General features: G+C 56.6%; 16 protein-coding genes and 2 tRNA genes. 13 read left to right on the top strand and 5 right to left on the bottom strand.

Annotation, left to right across the window (positions count from 1 at the left end):
* Nucleotides 1–141 precede the first annotated feature (141 nt).
* A complete protein-coding gene (locus ACZA91_RS10205; protein WP_463182231.1) occupies nucleotides 142–2364 on the bottom strand; it encodes a GumC family protein in 2223 nt (740 codons plus the stop codon).
* Nucleotides 2365–2787: 423 nt separating this feature from the next.
* On the opposite strand from ACZA91_RS10205, the gene ACZA91_RS10200 reads away from it, so the two are divergent.
* The gene (locus ACZA91_RS10200) at nucleotides 2788–3243 is read left to right on the top strand and encodes a DUF2996 domain-containing protein (protein ID WP_099531872.1); all 456 of its coding nucleotides are present in this window, start codon (nucleotides 2788–2790) and stop codon (nucleotides 3241–3243) included.
* A 347-nt stretch (nucleotides 3244–3590) separates the two neighbouring features.
* Here ACZA91_RS10200 and ACZA91_RS10195 read toward each other — a convergent pair.
* Nucleotides 3591–3663: transfer RNA gene (locus ACZA91_RS10195), tRNA-Arg, on the bottom strand.
* Between the two features lie 59 nt (nucleotides 3664–3722).
* Here ACZA91_RS10195 and moaC point away from each other — a divergent pair.
* From moaC to aroF, 6 genes are all read left to right on the top strand, one after another.
* Nucleotides 3723–4301: a cyclic pyranopterin monophosphate synthase MoaC gene (gene moaC, locus ACZA91_RS10190; RefSeq protein ID WP_099531874.1), complete on the top strand. Its 579-nt coding sequence runs from the start codon at nucleotides 3723–3725 to the stop codon at nucleotides 4299–4301.
* Nucleotides 4302–4832: 531 nt separating this feature from the next.
* Nucleotides 4833–7136, top strand: coding sequence for a 1,4-alpha-glucan branching enzyme (gene glgB / locus ACZA91_RS10185; RefSeq protein ID WP_190356157.1), 2304 nt, complete (start codon nucleotides 4833–4835; stop codon nucleotides 7134–7136).
* Nucleotides 7137–7328: 192 nt separating this feature from the next.
* Nucleotides 7329–7598: a 30S ribosomal protein S15 gene (gene rpsO, locus ACZA91_RS10180; protein ID WP_099531875.1), complete on the top strand. Its 270-nt coding sequence runs from the start codon at nucleotides 7329–7331 to the stop codon at nucleotides 7596–7598.
* A 15-nt stretch (nucleotides 7599–7613) separates the two neighbouring features.
* On the top strand, nucleotides 7614–8156 hold the full coding sequence (locus ACZA91_RS10175) for a photosystem II biosynthesis protein (protein ID WP_463182227.1): 543 nt from the start codon (nucleotides 7614–7616) through the stop codon (nucleotides 8154–8156).
* Nucleotides 8157–8216: 60 nt separating this feature from the next.
* A complete protein-coding gene (locus ACZA91_RS10170; RefSeq protein WP_158234325.1) occupies nucleotides 8217–8357 on the top strand; it encodes a hypothetical protein in 141 nt (46 codons plus the stop codon).
* Nucleotides 8358–8408: 51 nt separating this feature from the next.
* Nucleotides 8409–9473 carry a 3-deoxy-7-phosphoheptulonate synthase gene (gene aroF / locus ACZA91_RS10165; protein ID WP_099531877.1) on the top strand — a complete coding sequence of 355 codons (1065 nt, stop codon included), beginning with the start codon at nucleotides 8409–8411 and terminating at the stop codon, nucleotides 9471–9473.
* Nucleotides 9474–9752: 279 nt separating this feature from the next.
* Here aroF and ACZA91_RS10160 read toward each other — a convergent pair whose 3' ends face one another.
* Nucleotides 9753–10451, bottom strand: a complete 699-nt coding sequence (locus ACZA91_RS10160; RefSeq protein ID WP_099531912.1) for an N-acetylmannosamine-6-phosphate 2-epimerase — start codon at nucleotides 10449–10451, stop codon at nucleotides 9753–9755.
* 327 nt (nucleotides 10452–10778) lie between these two features.
* On the opposite strand from ACZA91_RS10160, the gene ACZA91_RS10155 reads away from it, so the two are divergent.
* Nucleotides 10779–12071, top strand: a complete 1293-nt coding sequence (locus ACZA91_RS10155; protein WP_143472900.1) for a tetratricopeptide repeat protein — start codon at nucleotides 10779–10781, stop codon at nucleotides 12069–12071.
* Nucleotides 12072–12075: 4 nt separating this feature from the next.
* Here the strand turns inward: ACZA91_RS10155 and hetR are convergent, their stop codons facing one another.
* Nucleotides 12076–13032 (bottom strand): heterocyst differentiation master regulator HetR, encoded by a 957-nt coding sequence (hetR, locus tag ACZA91_RS10150; RefSeq protein WP_255407481.1) that lies wholly within the window; start codon nucleotides 13030–13032, stop codon nucleotides 12076–12078.
* 65 nt (nucleotides 13033–13097) lie between these two features.
* On the opposite strand from hetR, the gene ACZA91_RS10145 reads away from it, so the two are divergent.
* On the top strand, nucleotides 13098–13343 hold the full coding sequence (locus tag ACZA91_RS10145; protein ID WP_463182224.1) for a hypothetical protein: 246 nt from the start codon (nucleotides 13098–13100) through the stop codon (nucleotides 13341–13343).
* Between the two features lie 19 nt (nucleotides 13344–13362).
* Here the strand turns inward: ACZA91_RS10145 and ACZA91_RS10140 are convergent, their stop codons facing one another.
* The gene (locus tag ACZA91_RS10140) at nucleotides 13363–14082 is read right to left on the bottom strand and encodes a hypothetical protein (RefSeq protein WP_099531879.1); all 720 of its coding nucleotides are present in this window, start codon (nucleotides 14080–14082) and stop codon (nucleotides 13363–13365) included.
* 836 nt (nucleotides 14083–14918) lie between these two features.
* On the opposite strand from ACZA91_RS10140, the gene ACZA91_RS10135 reads away from it, so the two are divergent.
* The 4 genes from ACZA91_RS10135 (at nucleotide 14919) to lysA (ending at nucleotide 17990) form a co-directional block, all read left to right on the top strand.
* Entirely contained in the window at nucleotides 14919–15443 is a 525-nt protein-coding gene (locus ACZA91_RS10135; RefSeq protein WP_099531882.1) for a GNAT family N-acetyltransferase, read from the top strand.
* Between the two features lie 147 nt (nucleotides 15444–15590).
* Nucleotides 15591–15664, top strand: a tRNA-Pro gene (locus ACZA91_RS10130).
* 557 nt (nucleotides 15665–16221) lie between these two features.
* Complete coding sequence (locus ACZA91_RS10125) at nucleotides 16222–16413, top strand: hypothetical protein (protein ID WP_143472901.1); 192 nt, start codon at nucleotides 16222–16224, stop codon at nucleotides 16411–16413.
* Nucleotides 16414–16559: 146 nt separating this feature from the next.
* Complete coding sequence (gene lysA, locus ACZA91_RS10120; RefSeq protein WP_463182221.1) at nucleotides 16560–17990, top strand: diaminopimelate decarboxylase; 1431 nt, start codon at nucleotides 16560–16562, stop codon at nucleotides 17988–17990.
* The last annotated feature ends 9 nt before the right edge of the window (nucleotides 17991–17999 follow it).

Below are 17999 nucleotides of genomic sequence, written 5' to 3'. Positions count from 1 at the left end.
TTAAACGATCGCTTCCAGCGTAGTTGATTCAAATAGGCTCAAATAAGCACCCGAGAGACCAACCCAACAGGGGGATCTCTTGGGTGCTTTGGTTTGGGTAGCTCGTTAGGACGGGGCATCAGGGCGATCACCCGGCTGTGCCTAGCGTTGTTTCGATCGCGCGGCCACGGAATTGGAGGACGGCCGCACGATCGACCATTCATCCACCGCCGCCATCGGATCGATCGCCTCGGCATCCTCTTCCAGCAGGGGTTCTTCTTCCAGCAGCTCAAAGGGCGAATCGGCACTGTCAATGGCAACACCAATTAAGCGAATGGTGCTGGTTTCCTCATCGGTCAACTCATCCAGCCGCTGAGTGAAGGCGGTTTTGTCAGTGTGGCCAGGGCGAGCCACTAAGATCAACCCGTCCGTTTGGGACTCCAACAGCAAGGCATCGTTGGCATTGTTGAGGGTCGTTGCTTCCACAATCACGTAATCAAAGCGACTGCGGGCATCCAACAGGAGTTGCCGAATTTCGCTAGATTCCAAAATCGCCGCGCAATCATTCTGGGGGCCGGGACTGGGGGCAATGTAGAGATTTTCCACCTCGGGAACCATCCGCGCACAGTTGTTCAAACTGCTGTAGTAGTGGAACGGTTCACGAACCGCATCCGGATCCGGAGCCACGCGCAGGGCCTTGGCAGCGGAGGGAGCGCGCAAGTCCAGTTCAATCAACAGGGTGCGTTTACCCGATCGCGCCGCTGCGATCGCCAAGTTATAGGCCACCACCGATTTCCCTTCGCCCACGTCCACACTGCTCATCAACAGCACTTTCAGGCTGCTATCCAGGCGGCGCAAGTTGCTGCGGAATTGTTCATAGGCTTCCCCTGGGGGCGAGGGTTCCACCAACACCGGCAACAGGCCCGGCGCACGGGCAGCCAATTCCGGCAAAATGCCCAGCAGTTTGATATCCCGCTCGGCCAAGGCGCTGCGAATTTCGCTGTCGGCCTGGTAGCGGCGATCGAGCATTCCCAACACCAACAACAACGCCCCGCTCAAGACCAAACCGCCCGCAAACCCGGCCGGCAGGGTCAAGCGCATGGAGAGCTTTTGCGCAATTTCCTCGGAGCGGATGGCGGCCGGTTGGGCGATCGTGAGGCTGCTGACGGTTTCCGCCTCGGCTGCTTCCGAATCGACTAATTTGGCCTGCATTCGATCGTAGAGCGCTTTTTTCAAGGCCACCTGCTGAGCCAGGCGATCGCGCTCTAGCTGTTTGTTGGGCACGCCTGCATATTCCTGACGCAGTTCCCGTTCCGCCTTCAAGGACAGGGTGAGTTGGCGTTGCAGGGTTTCTTGCTGGGTTTTCAGGGAAACCAAACTGTTGGCTAACTGTTGCCGCGCCGGATCCAGGCTGCTGCTCGATCGAATCCGACTGGTGGCCGCCAGCGGTTTTGCCCCCGCCATGCTGCCGCCAACCACCTCTTGGGCCCGACGATTCAACAGGGTCTCTAGGGACTGTTGCCGCTGCATCAACAATTGCATTTGGGGATGCTCCGGCCGCAGGCGTTGGCTTTGGAGCAGCCGTTCCGCCTCCACCTGCTGAAGCTGCACCCGCAACTGAGCCAGCATCGGATCGGAACTGAGGGCCGAAGACACATAGGCATCGTCCACCGACAGGCCCAGCCGCTGTTCCAGGGAGCGCACCTGGGCGGTCACGCCTTCCAGTTGCAGTTGCAGTTGGCGCTGCTGATTCCCGATCGTGGCGATCGACTCAATCAGGGCCCCATTTTGGGCCGCCAAAATCGCCGCCCCTTCCACCCGATCGTATCGTTCCAAATTGCGCTCCGCCGCCCGCAGTTCTCCAATCACCTGCGGCAGCCGGGCCCGAATCGCGTCAATAATTCCCTTCACCCGCGCAGCATTCAGTTGCCGGCTTTTCTCCACCATCAACTTCATGAGGGTGTTTGTAATCTTTTCGCCCCGCTCCCCTTTCTCATCCGTGAAGCGCACTTCCAAGGTTGGCGGGCCGCTTTCTTTTTTCTTTTCTTTTTCGTCACCGGAGTTGGGATCGCGCACCCGCAGGCTTTTGAGCAACAACTCCGGATCCATCCGAAATTCCTTGGCCACGGGCGCGATGATGTCCGGCGCGGTCAAAATGTCTGGCGAGAGGGTTTGCCCTTGCTCCACAATCGCCGCTCCCGTTTCCGAAAACGACACCCCCGCCCGTTGGTATGACAGAACTCCCAAAATGCTATAGCGCGGGGGCGGCACGGGTAACAACGACAGTCCCGCACCAACGCCGGCCCCCAAAATTGGGCCCACGGGCAGGATCCACAAATAGCGCTTGAGGGCTAGGGAAAACCGCTTAACCAGGGGCGAGGCCATGATTCAGGAATGAGCAAAGGGTGATCCAACGATAGCAAACCTATTCAAGGGCGACGAAAACAGATCAGGGACGACGAAAACAGATCAAGAACTGGTTTGGGCTAATGGCAGCCGATCGCTGGGCCTTGATTCATTGGTCGATCGCTCGTTCCACAGCCGATCGACCGCACCCGATCGACTGGATCGACTGGGCCGCTAGGCGTTAGCCAATCGGTTTGATAATCAGCCCAAAAGTCCAAAGCTAGCCGGAACTTCCCGCCGCTCCGTACAATACTTGTTTAGATTTCAGTTGCTTAGGTTTCGAGACCCGCAAGAACCCCCACATTGCCGATCGCCCGTTGTGGGTCATGTCCCGGCAGTGGTGGTTGAACCTAGGCAACCCGATCGCCCCGCTATTTTCTGCACCATATTTGCTGAACCATCATGGCTGACAATCCGGAAGTGAAAGCGGAAGTACAAGCGAAGGCCCCCGCTGCGGCCCCAAAAGCTGCCCCAGCCAAAGAAAAAGCCCCCAAACCGGAAGACAAGCCCTTTGGCGAATTTATTGAAACCGAATATTTGCCCGCCCTGCAAAAGGCCCTGGTCGATCGCGGTGTGGCCGGCTTGGCGTTGCAGTTTGTGAATGCCACCGTTCCCATCAAAGGGCTGGAAGACAACCAGTGCTCTCAGGTGATTGGTAGTTGGGGCGATCGGGAATTTCGGGTTTATTTCCCCAAAGACGACATCAACGCCACCAAGGGATTTTCCTACACGGAAAAAGGCGGCCCCCACAGCACCCTCGAACCCTTCTTGATTGATGAGCGGAAGGCGAGCTTAGACCTGTTGGTAAATGCCGTAGCCCTCCGGTTGCGGGCCCAAAAGTGGATCGAACGCAACTAGGCTAACTTCGGCGCTTTGCATGGCTCCAACATCCCGATCGCCCAACCTTGGCTCGGGAATGGAATCCAATCCAGTCCTTTGCGATCAGGGATTTTAAATCATCTCTGATCCATTGGGCTGGGGATGCCGCTGTGCGCTGGTTCGGTTCCTGGATCGAGCCAAGGAACAGCCCAACCAAAACTCAGGTGCTCGACTTGCTGAGGCTCGGCTTGCTGAGGCCCGGTCTATCTCGTCAGAAACTCAGTCTGACTGACCCAACCGATTTCAGCGGGATCGCGAGAATCCCGAAACTCAAAACTGCAAAAGTTCTTAGAACCAGAGCTTTTTAGCGTATTGTTTTCTTGAAACGGGCGAGGAGGGATTCGAACCCCCGACACCGTGATCCGTAGTCACGTGCTCTATCCACTGAGCTACACGCCCTAGCTCGACGGCGGTTAACCGTTTAGCGCCGAACAATCATAGCACAGGTTATCCGGAGCATGACAAGTCTCGACCAAAATTTTTTGGAGCGAGGGCCAAACCCAGCCACTGCCGTTGATTTGGCCGCTGGGGGGGGCGATCGAGCCGTGGCCGCCCCTTCGCTCACCCACCTGGACGGCAGCGGTGAAGCCAGAATGGTGGACATTTCCGCCAAGACGGCCACCACGCGGGAAGCCCTGGCCGAAGCGCGTGTCCGAATGCTGCCCGCCACCCTCGCGGCGATCGAGTCTGGCAATGCCCCCAAAGGAGACGTGCTGGGGACGGCCCGCATTGCCGGAATCATGGCCGCAAAACAAACGGCTAACCTCATTCCCCTTTGTCATCCCTTGCCCCTGAGCAAGGTGCAGGTCACCCTCACGCCCGATCGCGCCCTTCCGGGCTACATCATCCAAGCCAACGTGAAAACCAAAGCCGAAACGGGCGTAGAGATGGAAGCGCTCACGGCCGCATCGGTAGCCGCCTTAACCCTTTACGACATGGCAAAGGCGCTAGAAAAGTCAATGCAAATTGAGGCCGTGCGGCTGATTACCAAAACCGGCGGCAAATCTGGCGACTACCAGGCCCCCGATCGCCCTTGAGACAACAGCAGCCATTTGCTATGGTCTGTGCAACCCTATGCAAATTTCTGTTGCTAATGGTTGACAAACACTCATCGATCGCAATGAATACCCCTTTTGATCAAGCGTTTTTGACCTGCTCCCTTGAAACTTCCTCCTGAAAATTAACCCCGAGAATTAGCCCTGAAAACTAACCCCAGGAATTAATCCCAAGAATTAACCCCGAGAATTAACCTCGAAAAGCTGAGAATTTCCCTCGGAAACCAACCATTGAAAGCCCCCTGCTAATAGCCCCTTGTTAAACGCTTTTGGTAACCCTAACCCAGTTACTGTGCAGGTCTCAGCCATTCCGCAGATGCTCCTGAAGGTGAATGGTGGCCGCTGGCACTGGGCGCGCGATCGCCCAAGTTTCAGCCCCCAAACGGCTCTCGGTGGCCCCCCAGGCTAAATGGCCGTTTGCTGTTTTTGTCTGCGCCCTTTTGTTCGTCACCGCTGTTTTTCGACCGTTGTTTTCGACCACTGTTTTCGACTGTTGTTTTAAAAGATCGCCCTATGATTCCTACCATTGCCCAAGATCAAGTCGATCGGATTGTTCACAACCATCATCACAATCCCTTTGAAGTCCTTGGCCCCCACCTGGTGCTTCAGCAAGATGGTGAAACAACCTGGGCAATTCGGGCCTATTTGCCCAGCGCCAGCGCCGCTTGGGCGATCTTTCCCGAAGAACGTCTTGAAGTGCCGATGGTCTCTGTGCATCACCCGCACTTTTTTGAGTGCACCATCACCCGTCACGAAATCGCCAACTACCAACTGCGGATCCAAGAAGGAGAGCATGAGCGGGTACTCTATGACCCCTACGCTTTTCGATCGCCCCTGGTCACCGATTTTGATGTTCACCTCTTTTGCGAAGGCAATCACCACCGCATTTACGAAAAACTGGGGGCCCACCTCACGGAAATTGAAGGAGTCAGCGGTGTTTACTTCGCCGTTTGGGCCCCCAACGCGCGTAATGTTTCCGTCTTGGGCGATTTCAACTACTGGGACGGCCGCAAACACCAAATGCGGAAAATGGACGGCGGCGTTTGGGATTTGTTCATCCCCGGCGTGAAAGCAGGAGATCCCTACAAATTCGAGATCAAAAACTGGGAAGGGCACATTTACGAAAAGAGCGATCCCTACGGATTCCAGCAGGAAGTGCGCCCCAAAACCGCCTCGATCGTGGCCAACCTGGATCACTACCAGTGGAGCGACAACGATTGGATGGACAAGCGCCGCCACACCGCGCCCCTAGAACAGCCGGTTTCGGTTTATGAAGTCCATCTCGGCTCCTGGTTGCATGAAAACTTTGCATTTCCCGGAACCCATTACGACGGCACGCCAGCCGAATCGGTTTCGGTGGCGGAACTGAAGCCCGGCACTCGATTTTTGACCTATAAAGAACTGGCCGATCGCCTGATTCCCTACGTCAAAGAGATGGGCTTCACCCATGTGGAATTGTTGCCCGTAGCAGAGCACCCCTTTGATGGATCTTGGGGTTACCAAGTCATTGGTTATTACGCCGTCACCTCGCGTTATGGCACGCCTCAAGACTTCATGTATTTTGTCGATCAATGCCACCAAAACGGCATTGGTGTGATTGTGGATTGGGTGCCCGGTCACTTCCCGAAAGATGGCCATGGTTTGGCAGGGTTTGACGGCACTTGCCTTTATGAACATGCCGATCCCCGCAAGGGCGAACACAAGGAATGGGGCACTTTAATCTTCAACTATGGCCGCAATGAAGTGCGGAATTTCCTAGTTGCTAATGCCCTTTTCTGGTTCGACAAATATCACATTGATGGAATCCGCGTGGATGCGGTGGCCTCAATGTTGTATCTGGATTACTGCCGCGAAAATGGGGAATGGTTGCCCAACCAATACGGTGGTCGAGAAAACATTGAAGCGGCTGATTTTCTACGGCAAACCAACCATCTGTTGTTCAGCTACTATCCTGGCGTACTCTCGATCGCGGAAGAGTCCACTGCTTGGCCGATGGTTTCTTGGCCAACCTATGTGGGGGGCTTGGGCTTCAATTTGAAGTGGAACATGGGCTGGATGCACGACATCCTCGACTATTTTTCGATGGATCCCTGGTTCCGCCAATTTCACCAAAACAACGTCACCTTCAGCATTTGGTACGCCTTTAGCGAGAATTTCATGCTGGCTCTGTCCCACGATGAAATTGTCCATGGCAAGAGCAATATGCTCGGAAAAGTGCCCGGTGATGAGTGGCAAAAATTCGCCAACTTGCGCTGTCTTTATGCCTACATGTTCACGCACCCGGGCAAGAAAACGCTCTTCATGAGCATGGAGTTTGGCCAATGGAGTGAGTGGAATGTTTGGGGTGATTTGGAGTGGCATTTGCTGCAATACGAACCCCATCAGAAGCTGAAGCAGTTTGTGACTGATTTGAATCAGCTTTATCGCAACGAGCCTTGCCTTTATACCCAAGATTGCCGTCAGGAAGGGTTTGAGTGGATTGATTGCAGCGACAACAACCACAGTGTGGTTTCATTTGTGCGCTGGGATAAGGATTACAAGGATTTTGTGGTGGTGGTTTGTAATTTCACGCCGCAACCCCATTCCCATTACCGCGTGGGGGTTCCCAAGTTGGGCTTCTATCGCGAAGTGCTCAACAGCGATTCGCGCAAATATGGCGGCAGCAACATGGGCAATTTAGGGGGCAAATGGGCGGAGGAATGGTGGTTCCACGATCGCCCCTACTCGATCGACCTCTGCTTGCCTCCGTTGGGCGTGTTGGTGCTCAAGTTGGATCATGCGGCCACGGCCGCAGCCAGCGCCGAAGGTGACTTTTAGGGAGTCTCCCAAGTCACGGTCTAGGGGGTTTTGTAGGGGTTTTTGAGGCAACTTCTGGGCGGCTTTGGGCTTCCCGGCCGCTGTGAACCCGGGGGCGATCGCAATCGAGCGATCGTCCCCTTGCACTCCGGTCTGGGCGTGATATTCTAGAGAGCTGCTGTCTGTACTTAGCAACACCCAAGCAAATTCGTCATGCCCCTGCAACAAGAGCGCAAACAAACCGTCATCAATGACTTCCAAACCCACGGCACCGATACCGGCTCGGCGGATGTGCAAGTGGCGTTGTTGACGGCGCGCGTCGAGCAACTCAGCGAACACCTGAAAAAGAACAAGAAAGATCACGCCTCTCGTCGTGGTCTGCTGCAAATCATCGGTCGCCGTAAGCGCCTGCTGGCTTACATCCTGAAGCAGGATCGTGAGCGTTACCAAGCGCTGATCAAGAAACTCGGCATTCGCGGTTAGGGAGCGCTATCCATCGTGTCAGGCGAGCCTCCCTCTCCATCGCCGCGCGATCGCTTGCCCTTTGAACCGGGAAAACGCCGCAAGGCCAAGGCTGAATCCGAGCCAACCCCTGCGACGACACCGGCTCCGCGCAAGCTGAACCCGCTGCCTCCCTCCACCAAAGCCAAGCCCGCCCAAACCACCCAGCCGGACTCCGCTCCCAAACGGGTCTACACGCGATCGGAAATGGCAATTCCCGATTCGGTGAGTAAGCGCATGGCCAAACGGATGGTGGTGTTTTGTGGTGTCCCGACGGTCTTGAGCTTCGCCAGCTTCATCGGGGCCTACTTTGTCAACACGCGAACGGAAGTCCATTTACCCACCGTGCTGGTTTTCTCGTCCAGTTTGGGATTCCTGGTGCTGGGGGTGTTGGGTCTGAGCTATGGGGTGTTGTCTTCGTCATGGGATGAAACAGCGCCAGGCAGCTTGTGGGGAATCGGGGAGTTTCGGGTGAACTTTGGCCGAATGGTTGAAGGTTGGCGAGCAGCCCAGTCAGCCCGAAACAAAGAAAAATCTTAATTACACTAGAGAGGACGAACGGGGCTGCCAGGATACCTGGCGGCTCCGCGCGCTTTAGGGATGTGGGATCCAATCCGTAACGGGTTAGCGGGGGCAAGGGTGTCAGGAACGCAGGTGGTGTTATCAGTTCGACGGCGGGGCTTGGGCAAGCGCGTGGGGGGCCTGGCGGCGTTTCGATCGCGGCTTTGGTCTGCCAGCTAGCCTGGCTACACTCCTAAAACGCTCAAAATCCCATCAACAGAGGCTTCAATCATGATCATTGTGATGCGTGCGGGCGCACCCGCTGAAGAGATCGATCGCGTTGCGGACGAGTTCAAGAGCTGGGGCTTGGATCCCGAAAAAATCGTCGGGAAACATAAGGTGGTGCTGGGTCTGGTGGGCGACACGGCCAGCATGGATCCCGAACGGATGGAAGAAATTAGCCCCTGGATTGAACAGGTGCTGCGGGTGGAACAGCCGTTCAAGCGGGCCAGCCGGGAATATCGCCACGGGGAAGCCAGCGAGGTTACGATTCCTACCCCCAACGGCCCGGTAACGATTGGCGAAAACCACCCGATCGCGGTGGTGGCGGGCCCTTGCTCCGTGGAAAACGAGGAAATGATTGTGGAAACGGCCCTGCGAGTCAAGGCGGCCGGGGCCCAGTTCCTGCGGGGTGGGGCCTTCAAGCCTCGGACTTCGCCCTATGCGTTCCAGGGCCATGGTGAAAGTGCCTTGGAACTGTTGGCAGCGGCTCGGGATGCGTCCGGATTGGGGATCATCACGGAGGTGATGGACACGGCCGACATCGAAAAGATCTACGAAGTGGCAGATGTGCTGCAAGTGGGGGCCCGCAATATGCAGAACTTCTCGCTGCTGAAGCAGATTGGGGCCCAAGATAAGCCGGTGCTGCTGAAGCGGGGGATGTCTGCCACGATCGAGGAATGGTTGATGGCCGCGGAATACATCATGGCGGCGGGCAACCCGAACGTGATCCTCTGCGAGCGCGGCATTCGCACGTTCGATCGCCAATACACCCGCAACCATCTGGATCTGGCCGCTGTGCCGGTGCTGCGCCGCCTCACCCACTTGCCGATTATGGTGGATCCTAGCCACGGCACGGGCTGGGCCCACTTCGTACCCACGATGGCCAAGGGATCGATGGCTGTGGGCTGTGATTCGCTGATGATTGAAGTCCACCCGAATCCGAAGAAGGCCCTGTCGGATGGGCCCCAATCCCTGACTCCGGATCAGTTCGATGCGTTGATGGTGGAGTTGGCGGAATTTGGCCGGGCCCTGAAGCGGTGGCCGACTCCGGCGGCTGTGCCTGCGTTGGTGTAGCTAACCGTTGCCATGTGATGAGTCGGGCCGGGCGGTGATTTGGGTTCAACCGAGTCCAGCCCAGCCCGATCGGGTTCAATCCCGTTGAATCGGGTGTGATGAACTCTTTGCCTGAAACTCAGTTGTGAAGTAATGGGGCGATCGAACAGATCGCCCCATTACTCTTAGGGATGCCATCTTGGGGATCCGCAAGCGGCTGGAACCGAGATCCCGCCGTGAATTTCGGAGGCGATCGAGGCGATCGAAACAATCCAGCTCAGCCCCAACAAACTGTTCAGACTATTCCAGGGCGATCGCCCGTTGATAGGCTTGCACTTGCAGATCGATCCCCGTGATGGCAGTTCCCACAACCACGGCAAAGGCTCCCCGATCGATCGCAGCCCGGGCCATGGCCGGCGAAGCAATGCCCCCTTCACAAATGCAAGGTACTGTCAGGCGCGTGACCATTTGCGTTAACAGATCCCATCCCGGCGGGGTCTGATCTTGGGTCGCTTCCGTGTAGCCATACAGCGTTGTACCCACCAAGTCAGCTCCCGCTTGGGCGGCGGCTTCGGCCGCTTCCCAGGTGTCAATGTCGGCCATTACCGGTTTCCCCAATTCCTGATGGATGCGATCGATCAGTTGGGCGGCGGTGTCCCCTTCGGGGCGCGATCGCAGGGTGGCATCAATGGCGATGATGTCGGCTCCGGCGGCGGCGATCGCGGCGGCATCGGCAAAGCGTGGCGTGATGTAAACCGAGGAGCCAGGTAGCACCTGCTTCCAAAGACCAATAATTGGTACATCGGCCCCCAAGCGAGATCGGGTTGCCATCACATGCTCGGGACTGTCTAAACGGATACCCACCGCCCCCCGCAACACAGCCGCTTGGGCCATGGTGGCAATGATCTGAGGATCCCGCAGGGGGGAATCGATCGGGGCCTGGCAAGACACGACCAAACCACCACGCAATTGTGTTATCACCGGCTCAACCCCTAACATGAACATTATCAATCGTTGAAACAGTTGAAACAATAGACGAACTAGCCGACTGAACCGGCCGGCCGTCTCGAGCCGAAATCTTCGGTTGCTGGGCGCACCAGCCCCAGGGCAACCTAACCCAAGCTAGGGGTGATGGCTGTGAAATTCCGTTGCACGAACAAGCGCCCCTCCGAGATCCCACGTAAAATGCCCACGTAGAATGAAGCTAATTTTCTGTTTGAGTTGCCCCCAAGGGCCACAGAATACCTTAGCCAGCCTACGGGGGTTGGCCACGCTCCCCCCTGCTCCAAGCTGCCCTCAACGCGCTTTTGGGATGGAAACAATCCTGTGAATTCCCCCGATGCCACCACTGCTCTCCAGCCTGCTGCCCTGGAATCCTACACCTTGGCCCTAGGGCTTTGTCGATCGGGGCAATGGACAGAGGCGATCGAGCTGTTTGGCCAGGCGATTAGCCTCGCTCCCAATTGCAGTGCCCTGTGGAATGACTGCGGCAATGCCCTGGCTCGCACCGGCTGCCTTCAGGATGCCATCACCTATTACGATCGGGCGTTGGTGCTGGAGCCGCAAAATCCCCACTATTGGTATAACCGGGGCACGGCCCTTGATGGTGCTGGGCAATTGGAGGGAGCCTTAGCCAGTTATCAAAAGGCGCTGAACTTTGCACCACTCGATCATCGTCTTTGGAATAATTTGGGCGTAACCCACTTCCGGCTGGGCCATTGGGAAGCGGCCGCCCATAACTATAGTCGGTCGATCGAACTGAATCCCACCTGTCCCCGCGCCTGGCACAATCGCGGCGTGGTTTTACGCAAGCTCAATCGAGACAGCGAGGCGCTCACCTGCTATGAGCGATCCCTGGAACTGGAACCCGCCAGCGCCGCCACTTGGTATCAGCGCGGGATCGTCCTAGACAATCTCAAGCGCCACGATGAAGCCATTGCCAGCTATGACAAGGCCCTCGGTTTGCGGGATGGCGACCACAATATTTGGCATAATCGCGCGATTTCCCTGCGTTGGGCAGGTGATTTGGCAGGGGCCCTCGAAAGCTACCAAAAAGCCATTACCTTTGACGCGGCCGATGCGGATACCTGGTACTATCGCGGCCGCCTGATGCGGCAGTTGGGGCGCATTCGGGAGGCGATCGCCAGCTATGACCTCTCCTTGACCCTGAACCCTGAACAACCTAATGCTTGGTACGATCGGGGCAATGCCCTCTTCTCGATCGGGCAATTACAAGCGGCGATTAAAAGCTACGACGAAACGATCAAGCGCGATCCCACCAAGCCCACCCCTTGGTATAACCGCGGCCTGGCACAACTCCGGCTGCGGCAACCGGAAGCGGCCCTGATGAGCTACTTGAAGGCAGCCGAACGCGGCCTATCGTTACCGGAGTTGCAATTTTGCCAGGCCTGTTGCTACCTGCTGCAAACCCAGCGATCGGATTGCAGTGACTGGGAACGCCAAACGGCCCTCGATCGCGCCGCCAGTTGTTTGCAAGCGGCAATTGCGGCCAACCCCGATCGCTACGGTTCCTTCGCCACCGCCCACCAACTATTTGAGCCGGTCAAGCCCGATGCCAATGGCCGAATTAAGCCCCTGAAAGGCTCATCTGTGTCTTAGAGATCTAGGGATCTAGGTGGTCAATCCGATCGCCCGCTGCCAGTTGCACCACGATCGGCTGGCCACCTTCCGTATGGTGTCGATCGGCCCATTCCCGCAGCACCCGATCCAAATCCGCCATCGCTTCTCCCAGGCGATCGGGCGCAATATCCAACTCCTCGATCGCCCGCATGGCCTGTTGTTTCTCCGGATTCGCCGCCCATTCCCGCAGCAATCGGAAATAGGTCGCCGTATCCTCCACCGCCGTGTAGCTGCGGGCCTCGGAATCCTTCGGAGTCCAGTAGGAAGCTCGCACCAAGGCATAGAACGGCATTCCCCAAGGCGAGTCCAGCCGCGACACCGTTCCCGAGTGCAACAATCGCCGCTTGATATGTTCCGTCAGGGCTTCGCTCAGGGGCATTTGCTGTTCGATCGGGAATGGCTCCTGCGATCGGCGATGCAAAAACTCAATTAGCTCCATGAACTGGAACGAGTTCAAAACCTGAGCATCGGGCAACTGATCCGGCAGCTTCCGTTCCAAATAATGCTTTTCTTCACCGGTTAGACTCGTCCCCGGAATGCGGGGCTGACCCGGCTTCCAGGGAAACCGCTCCATCCAAACCGCCGGCAACTGAATCAGGTAGCGCGGCTCCTGGGATCCCAACATCCGCAGCAGCTTGCCTTCCGTCAAGGCCTCGCGCACCTCCTCCACAATCGCCTTCACCCGCTTTGGCTCAATGTGGTGCAAATAGCCCGTATGGCGTAGGTTTTGCCCCTGTTCCAAATAAGTCAGGTAAATGGCGCATTTTGCCGCCGTAGCCGCCGCATCCAAAAATGCCCCGTGGCGGTGGCCACCGGTTCGCATGGCACTAAAGGCCAAAAACAACAGGATGCGATCCATCGCTCCGGCGCTAATGCGCTCAATGAGATCGCGATCGCTCAGTTGCGACTCTTCCAGCACGCGGTGAGATCCTGAACCCAAAACAGCTAACCCTCAATATCAGACCAGCTTCAATAGAACTTTCACGGGAGCGCTTTCATGGGCAAATGCGGAACAATCACCGATCGCGATCGCGCCAAAAACGCCACCCGATCGAGCAACTGACCTTCAAAGCAACCTGCGCAGACCCACCGGCCCAAAAAACCGGGACAGTCAACCGCCAGCGCCGCCTGAACGCCCCCATTTCCCCTTCAGGAAGGAAATTTCTAATAATCGCCCCATTGTGCCATTGGTACTCTGAGACGGCCAAGGGCGATCGTCAGAGATTGGGGGGGAAATACCCGGATGGGTGATTCCCCTTGGGCTTCCAACTTAGCACCCCATCAGACGTTGACGAACCCCTTCCGCAATTCGTTGACCCAGATATTCTGGAATCAAGCTCTCATTGGGGCCCAGTAGATACAAAATCAGCCTTGTTCGTCCCCGCCACACCAGCAAATTGGCATTCACCACCAGCAAATCCTCTTGCCAGATGGCATACATCACCTTGTAGAACAACCCCGGCTGGTTATCCGCCTCAATCAACAGAGCGGGCAAATGGAACACCGGATCCACATAGAACTCCGTTTCCACCTGCTCCAACCCCGCATCCAGGTTGAACTCCACCGCCAGCATCTCTTCCACCTCAAAGTGGCCAGCCAGAGCTTCACGAATGGCGCGGCAAACATTTTCCGAAGTCTTCTCCGTCAGAGCCTTGCTGCCCCGAGACACCACCAACTTGATGAACACCAGCATCGGCGGGTGAATTTGCCCGTAAAGGCTCAAGCTGTGGATCGTCAGGCCATAGGCCGCCAGCACCCCAAAAATGTCACTGAGCAGAAAGGATTGGTTGCGATAGGCAAAATGCAGTGCGCTTTTGCCCCCTTCCGGCTTCAGTTCAATGACCGCTTGGCGAGTTTTGTAGAGTTGATAGGCCAAGCGCAGATTTTGCAGTTGAATTTCACTGCTGACAAACTGCTCATAAAATTGCGGAAAGGCCCGGTTGAAGCGCTTGAGCAAGTCGAGCGTTGAGGGCTTGAGACCCGAACTCATACCGGATGAAACCGCACCTGCCACCGTGTTTTACCGCTGATAGCGCTTTGAATCCATCTTGACATTCCGTCACTATTTCACTAACAATTGCCGCAATTTGCTAACAAATGCCGCAATCGGGAAACATCCTGTTGGGTGGCGGTGAAGTTGGCTTCATCCGCTCTACAGGCTGACACAACCCAACCGGCCGCCTTTCGCGTCATAACCACAGTGGGCGATCGCGACGGGGAGCACCCTTCAGAGCCAGCCAGTTTTGCCAGCCAGCCTCAGAACAAGCAAGGGTGACGGCGCGATCGCCGGTTCCGCAACGCGACTTTAACGGGACTTTCTTTAGCGGGACTTTTTTAGATGGCCTGATGATCTCAATCGATGGCAGGCCAAGGGACTTGGCTTATGGTTCCCATTAAAACCTATATTGGCATAGAAATTGGCGGCTCGGTGGGCAACCCCGCCCCTTGAACCACAGAAGCGCCAAACCGGCACATGGCTGGGCTGGCCGGGCAGTGGCGAAACCGCTGAATCGATCGCTGAGGTTCATCAACGGCTCCTGAATTTGGGTCGGAATTCGGGGTTGCGGCGGCTTCTTTTCAGTCTTGGGTTGCCAGTTGCCGGGAATGATCCAAGTTTCGCGCAACCCATGGCACAATAGAGCGCAATCACAGCGTTTTCTAAACCAACCTCAACCAACCATGGCGTGGTAATCACCGCACGGTGCAGAGCGATCGCGCCCCTTGCCGGTTGAGTGATTAGCCCCATGGCTGCATCGTCGTTGTGGCGAATTGGTCTCGGGTACTGGCTGTCGCTGGCAAGTGTTAAGACAGATCGTGTAGGCTCACATGGGGTTTTGGAAGAGCTTATTTGGAACACAGGGCGATCGCCCGGCCGCAACGGTCGAGGCGGTTCCCGGCTATCAACCCCTGGAGCGAGATCCGCAAACGGGTGAGATTCGGGTTTTCTTTAGTACCGATCGCGATATTGATCTGTACGACCTTGAAGAGCTTTGCGATGCGGTGGGCTGGGCCCGTCGGCCCCTGCGCAAGGTGAAAAAAGCGATTCAACACAGCTTCTTGGTGCTGTCCATGTGGGAGCAGCGGGGCGCAAAGCGGCGGCTGATTGGCTTTTCGCGGGCCACGTCGGATCATGCTTTCAACGCCACCGTGTGGGATGTGGTGGTGCATCCAGATTTTCAAGGCCGAGGTTTTGGCAAGGCGTTGATGCGCCAAACGATCGAGCAGTTACGCCGCGAAGACATCAGCAACATTACGCTCTTTGCCGATCCCCACGTGGTGGATTTCTACAAGGGTTTGGGGTTCATGCCCGATCCGGAAGGGATTAAAGGCATGTTTTGGTATCCAGATTAGGGCTGAGCGGGCGGTGGTTGGAGTCCCTGCGCCTGTTCCGCCTCAGGATTCACAGCGTCTGTGATATGATGGCCTTGTCTGTGGCTGCGGGCGAACTCTCTCCCGTGCAAGCCACCAGCGCTGGCCATCAACGTTGGCCGTCAACACCGGGATGTAGCGCAGCTTGGTAGCGCGCCTGCTTTGGGAGCAGGATGCCGCAGGTTCAAATCCTGTCATCCCGATTCAGCAATTTCAAAAACGCCGGAACCCAAGTCAGAACTTGGGCCGCCGTTGGCGATGGCAGTCTGCGGGTTCGATCGAAATCGATTTCGAAATCGATATTGATCAAAGTCGATCGAACCGGATCCACCACCATCTCCAGGCAAATCATCGGGGCAAGGGGTTTAAACCCCTTGTCTTTGGTCTGTTTAGGATTGCTTGATCAATTCCCTAAACCATTGATCCCATTGATCAATGATGTTGATCAATGATGATTAACGATCGACTGATTGATTTTAGTGATCGACTCTGGTGATCGGCTCTGATTATTGATCAATCGTTTTGATGGACTCGATCGCCTGCCAAATCATCACGCCCGTGAAGGACAGCACAAACAGCAACTGAAACAGATAGAGGCCAGGATAGGTTTCCAAAGAAATCATGATCAGAGGTGGGGATCTTGTGTTGGGGGTTCGATCGGCTCGTTGATTTCAACAATACTCGATCAATTGAGACCCTGGGGAGCCACGCAGGCCAGGCCGCGCAATAGTAAACTAACCGGATAGGCCAGGGGGCCGAAATGGTTAGATCCACGGCGATCGCTCCTTCAGATGCTGTGGTTGGCCGCTGGTTTGCCTCTGGTCTCGATCGCGAGTTTTGCAACGTTGGCAACCATGATCATCGGCTCTGGATTGATGTTCATATTCGTCAGCTCGGTAGATTCGGTGTCGGTAGGTTGGTGATCGATCGGGTTGTGTCCCGATCGCCCTAGATCGATCACACTGGATCGATCGCCCATCGGAGCATCAGAGGATCATCGGAAGCGCATCTAATGGAGATCGCCGGTTCTGTGGTTGCCAATGGTTGCCAACGTTTGCCAATTCCCCATAACCACCCAACCCGCACTGCTACAAACCGATGGTTGCTACGCCCGCTGCTCGCCCCCAAACCAATCACGCTGATCAGACGGATTCCCAAACCTCCAGCCTGCAATATCTTCACCCCCAATCCGAAGGTGGCCCTGAGCCATCACCCAACCAACTGTTGATGCCCCTCACGGCTCGCGTGAACGATCACGACCATTTGGAAGTGGGCGGTTGCGATGTGGTGGAGCTGCTGGAACAGTTTGGCTCGCCTCTATACATCCTGGATGAGGAAGGACTGCGGGCGGCCTGTCGCCAATACCGAGACTCATTCAAGCAGTTTTATGCGGGAGAATCCCAGGTACTCTACGCCTCCAAGGCCTGGAGCTGTTTGGCGATTTGCGCGATCGCCCAGTCGGAAGGCTTGGGCGTGGATGTGGTGTCGGCGGGCGAAATCCTCACGGCCCTACGAGCGGGCACGCCGGCCGCCAAGATTTATTTGCACGGCAACAACAAATCCCGGGCTGAACTGGAATTGGCCGTGCGATCGGGCTGCAACATCATCACCGACAACTGGCTTGACCTGCACACCTTGGCCAGCTTCTCCGCCTCGGAGCCAATTCGGGTGATGGTGCGGATCACGCCCGGCATTGAATGCCACACCCACGAATACATCCGCACGGGCCACATTGACAGCAAGTTTGGCTTTGATCCAACCCAAGTAGATGAAGTGCTGGAGTTTTTAGCCCAGCAACCCCACTTACACTGCATTGGGCTACATGCCCACATCGGCTCTCAAATTTTTGAGCTGCAACCCCACAGCGATTTGACCGATACCCTGGTGCAGTGGTTCGTTAAGGCCCAGCAGTTGGGGCTGCCGGTGGCGGAGTTGAATGTGGGCGGTGGTTTGGGCATTCGCTACACGGAATCCGATGACCCGCCGAGCATTGAGCAGTGGGTGCAAACGATCGCCCAAGGGATCACGGCAGCCTGCGATCGGACGGGATTGCCCCTGCCCAAGTTGCTGTGCGAACCGGGTCGATCGCTGGTGGGGTCTTCTTGCCTCACGGCCTATCGGGTTGGCAGCCAAAAAACGGTTCCCAGCATCCGCACCTACGTTTCCGTGGATGGCGGCATGTCCGATAATCCCCGACCGATCACGTACCAATCCTTGTATCGATCGGTGGTGGCGAACCGAATGAGCGCCCCTTGCACAGAAACGGTTACCGTAGCCGGTAAGCACTGTGAATCGGGCGATGTGCTGATTCGGGATGCCCAACTGCCGGCCCTGGAAACGGGGGATGTGTTGGTGGTGTTGGCCACGGGGGCCTATAACGCCAGCATGGCCTCGAACTATAACCGCGTGCCTCGACCGGCGGCGGTTTTGGTACGCAATGGTCAGGCCGATCTGATTCTGGAACGGGAAACGGATGAAGACTTGCTGCGGTTCGATCGCCTGCCCGATCGGCTGCAAGGGCTGAGCTAGACCTTCCGC

It is taken from the genome of Limnothrix sp. CMB-01 (assembly GCF_055193175.1).
The sequence above is the reverse complement of the archived record's forward strand: the minus strand, read 5'-3'. Positions and strand labels throughout refer to the sequence as shown.

Bases quoted from the DNA above. Each gene is read 5' to 3' on its own strand.
- aroF (WP_099531877.1), top strand. From the start codon at position 8,409: ATGATCATTGTGATGCGTGCGGGCGCACCCGCTGAAGAGATCGATCGC.
- ACZA91_RS10160 (WP_099531912.1), bottom strand. From the start codon at position 10,451: ATGTTAGGGGTTGAGCCGGTGATAACACAATTGCGTGGTGGTTTGGTC.
- ACZA91_RS10170 (WP_158234325.1), top strand. From the start codon at position 8,217: ATGTGGGATCCAATCCGTAACGGGTTAGCGGGGGCAAGGGTGTCAGGA.
- glgB (WP_190356157.1), top strand. From the start codon at position 4,833: ATGATTCCTACCATTGCCCAAGATCAAGTCGATCGGATTGTTCACAAC.
- ACZA91_RS10140 (WP_099531879.1), bottom strand. From the start codon at position 14,082: ATGAGTTCGGGTCTCAAGCCCTCAACGCTCGACTTGCTCAAGCGCTTC.
- ACZA91_RS10200 (WP_099531872.1), top strand. From the start codon at position 2,788: ATGGCTGACAATCCGGAAGTGAAAGCGGAAGTACAAGCGAAGGCCCCC.
- moaC (WP_099531874.1), top strand. From the start codon at position 3,723: ATGACAAGTCTCGACCAAAATTTTTTGGAGCGAGGGCCAAACCCAGCC.
- lysA (WP_463182221.1), top strand. From the start codon at position 16,560: ATGGTTGCTACGCCCGCTGCTCGCCCCCAAACCAATCACGCTGATCAG.
- ACZA91_RS10205 (WP_463182231.1), bottom strand. From the start codon at position 2,364: ATGGCCTCGCCCCTGGTTAAGCGGTTTTCCCTAGCCCTCAAGCGCTAT.
- rpsO (WP_099531875.1), top strand. From the start codon at position 7,329: ATGCCCCTGCAACAAGAGCGCAAACAAACCGTCATCAATGACTTCCAA.
- ACZA91_RS10125 (WP_143472901.1), top strand. From the start codon at position 16,222: ATGGTTAGATCCACGGCGATCGCTCCTTCAGATGCTGTGGTTGGCCGC.
- ACZA91_RS10135 (WP_099531882.1), top strand. From the start codon at position 14,919: ATGGGGTTTTGGAAGAGCTTATTTGGAACACAGGGCGATCGCCCGGCC.
- ACZA91_RS10145 (WP_463182224.1), top strand. From the start codon at position 13,098: ATGCGGAACAATCACCGATCGCGATCGCGCCAAAAACGCCACCCGATC.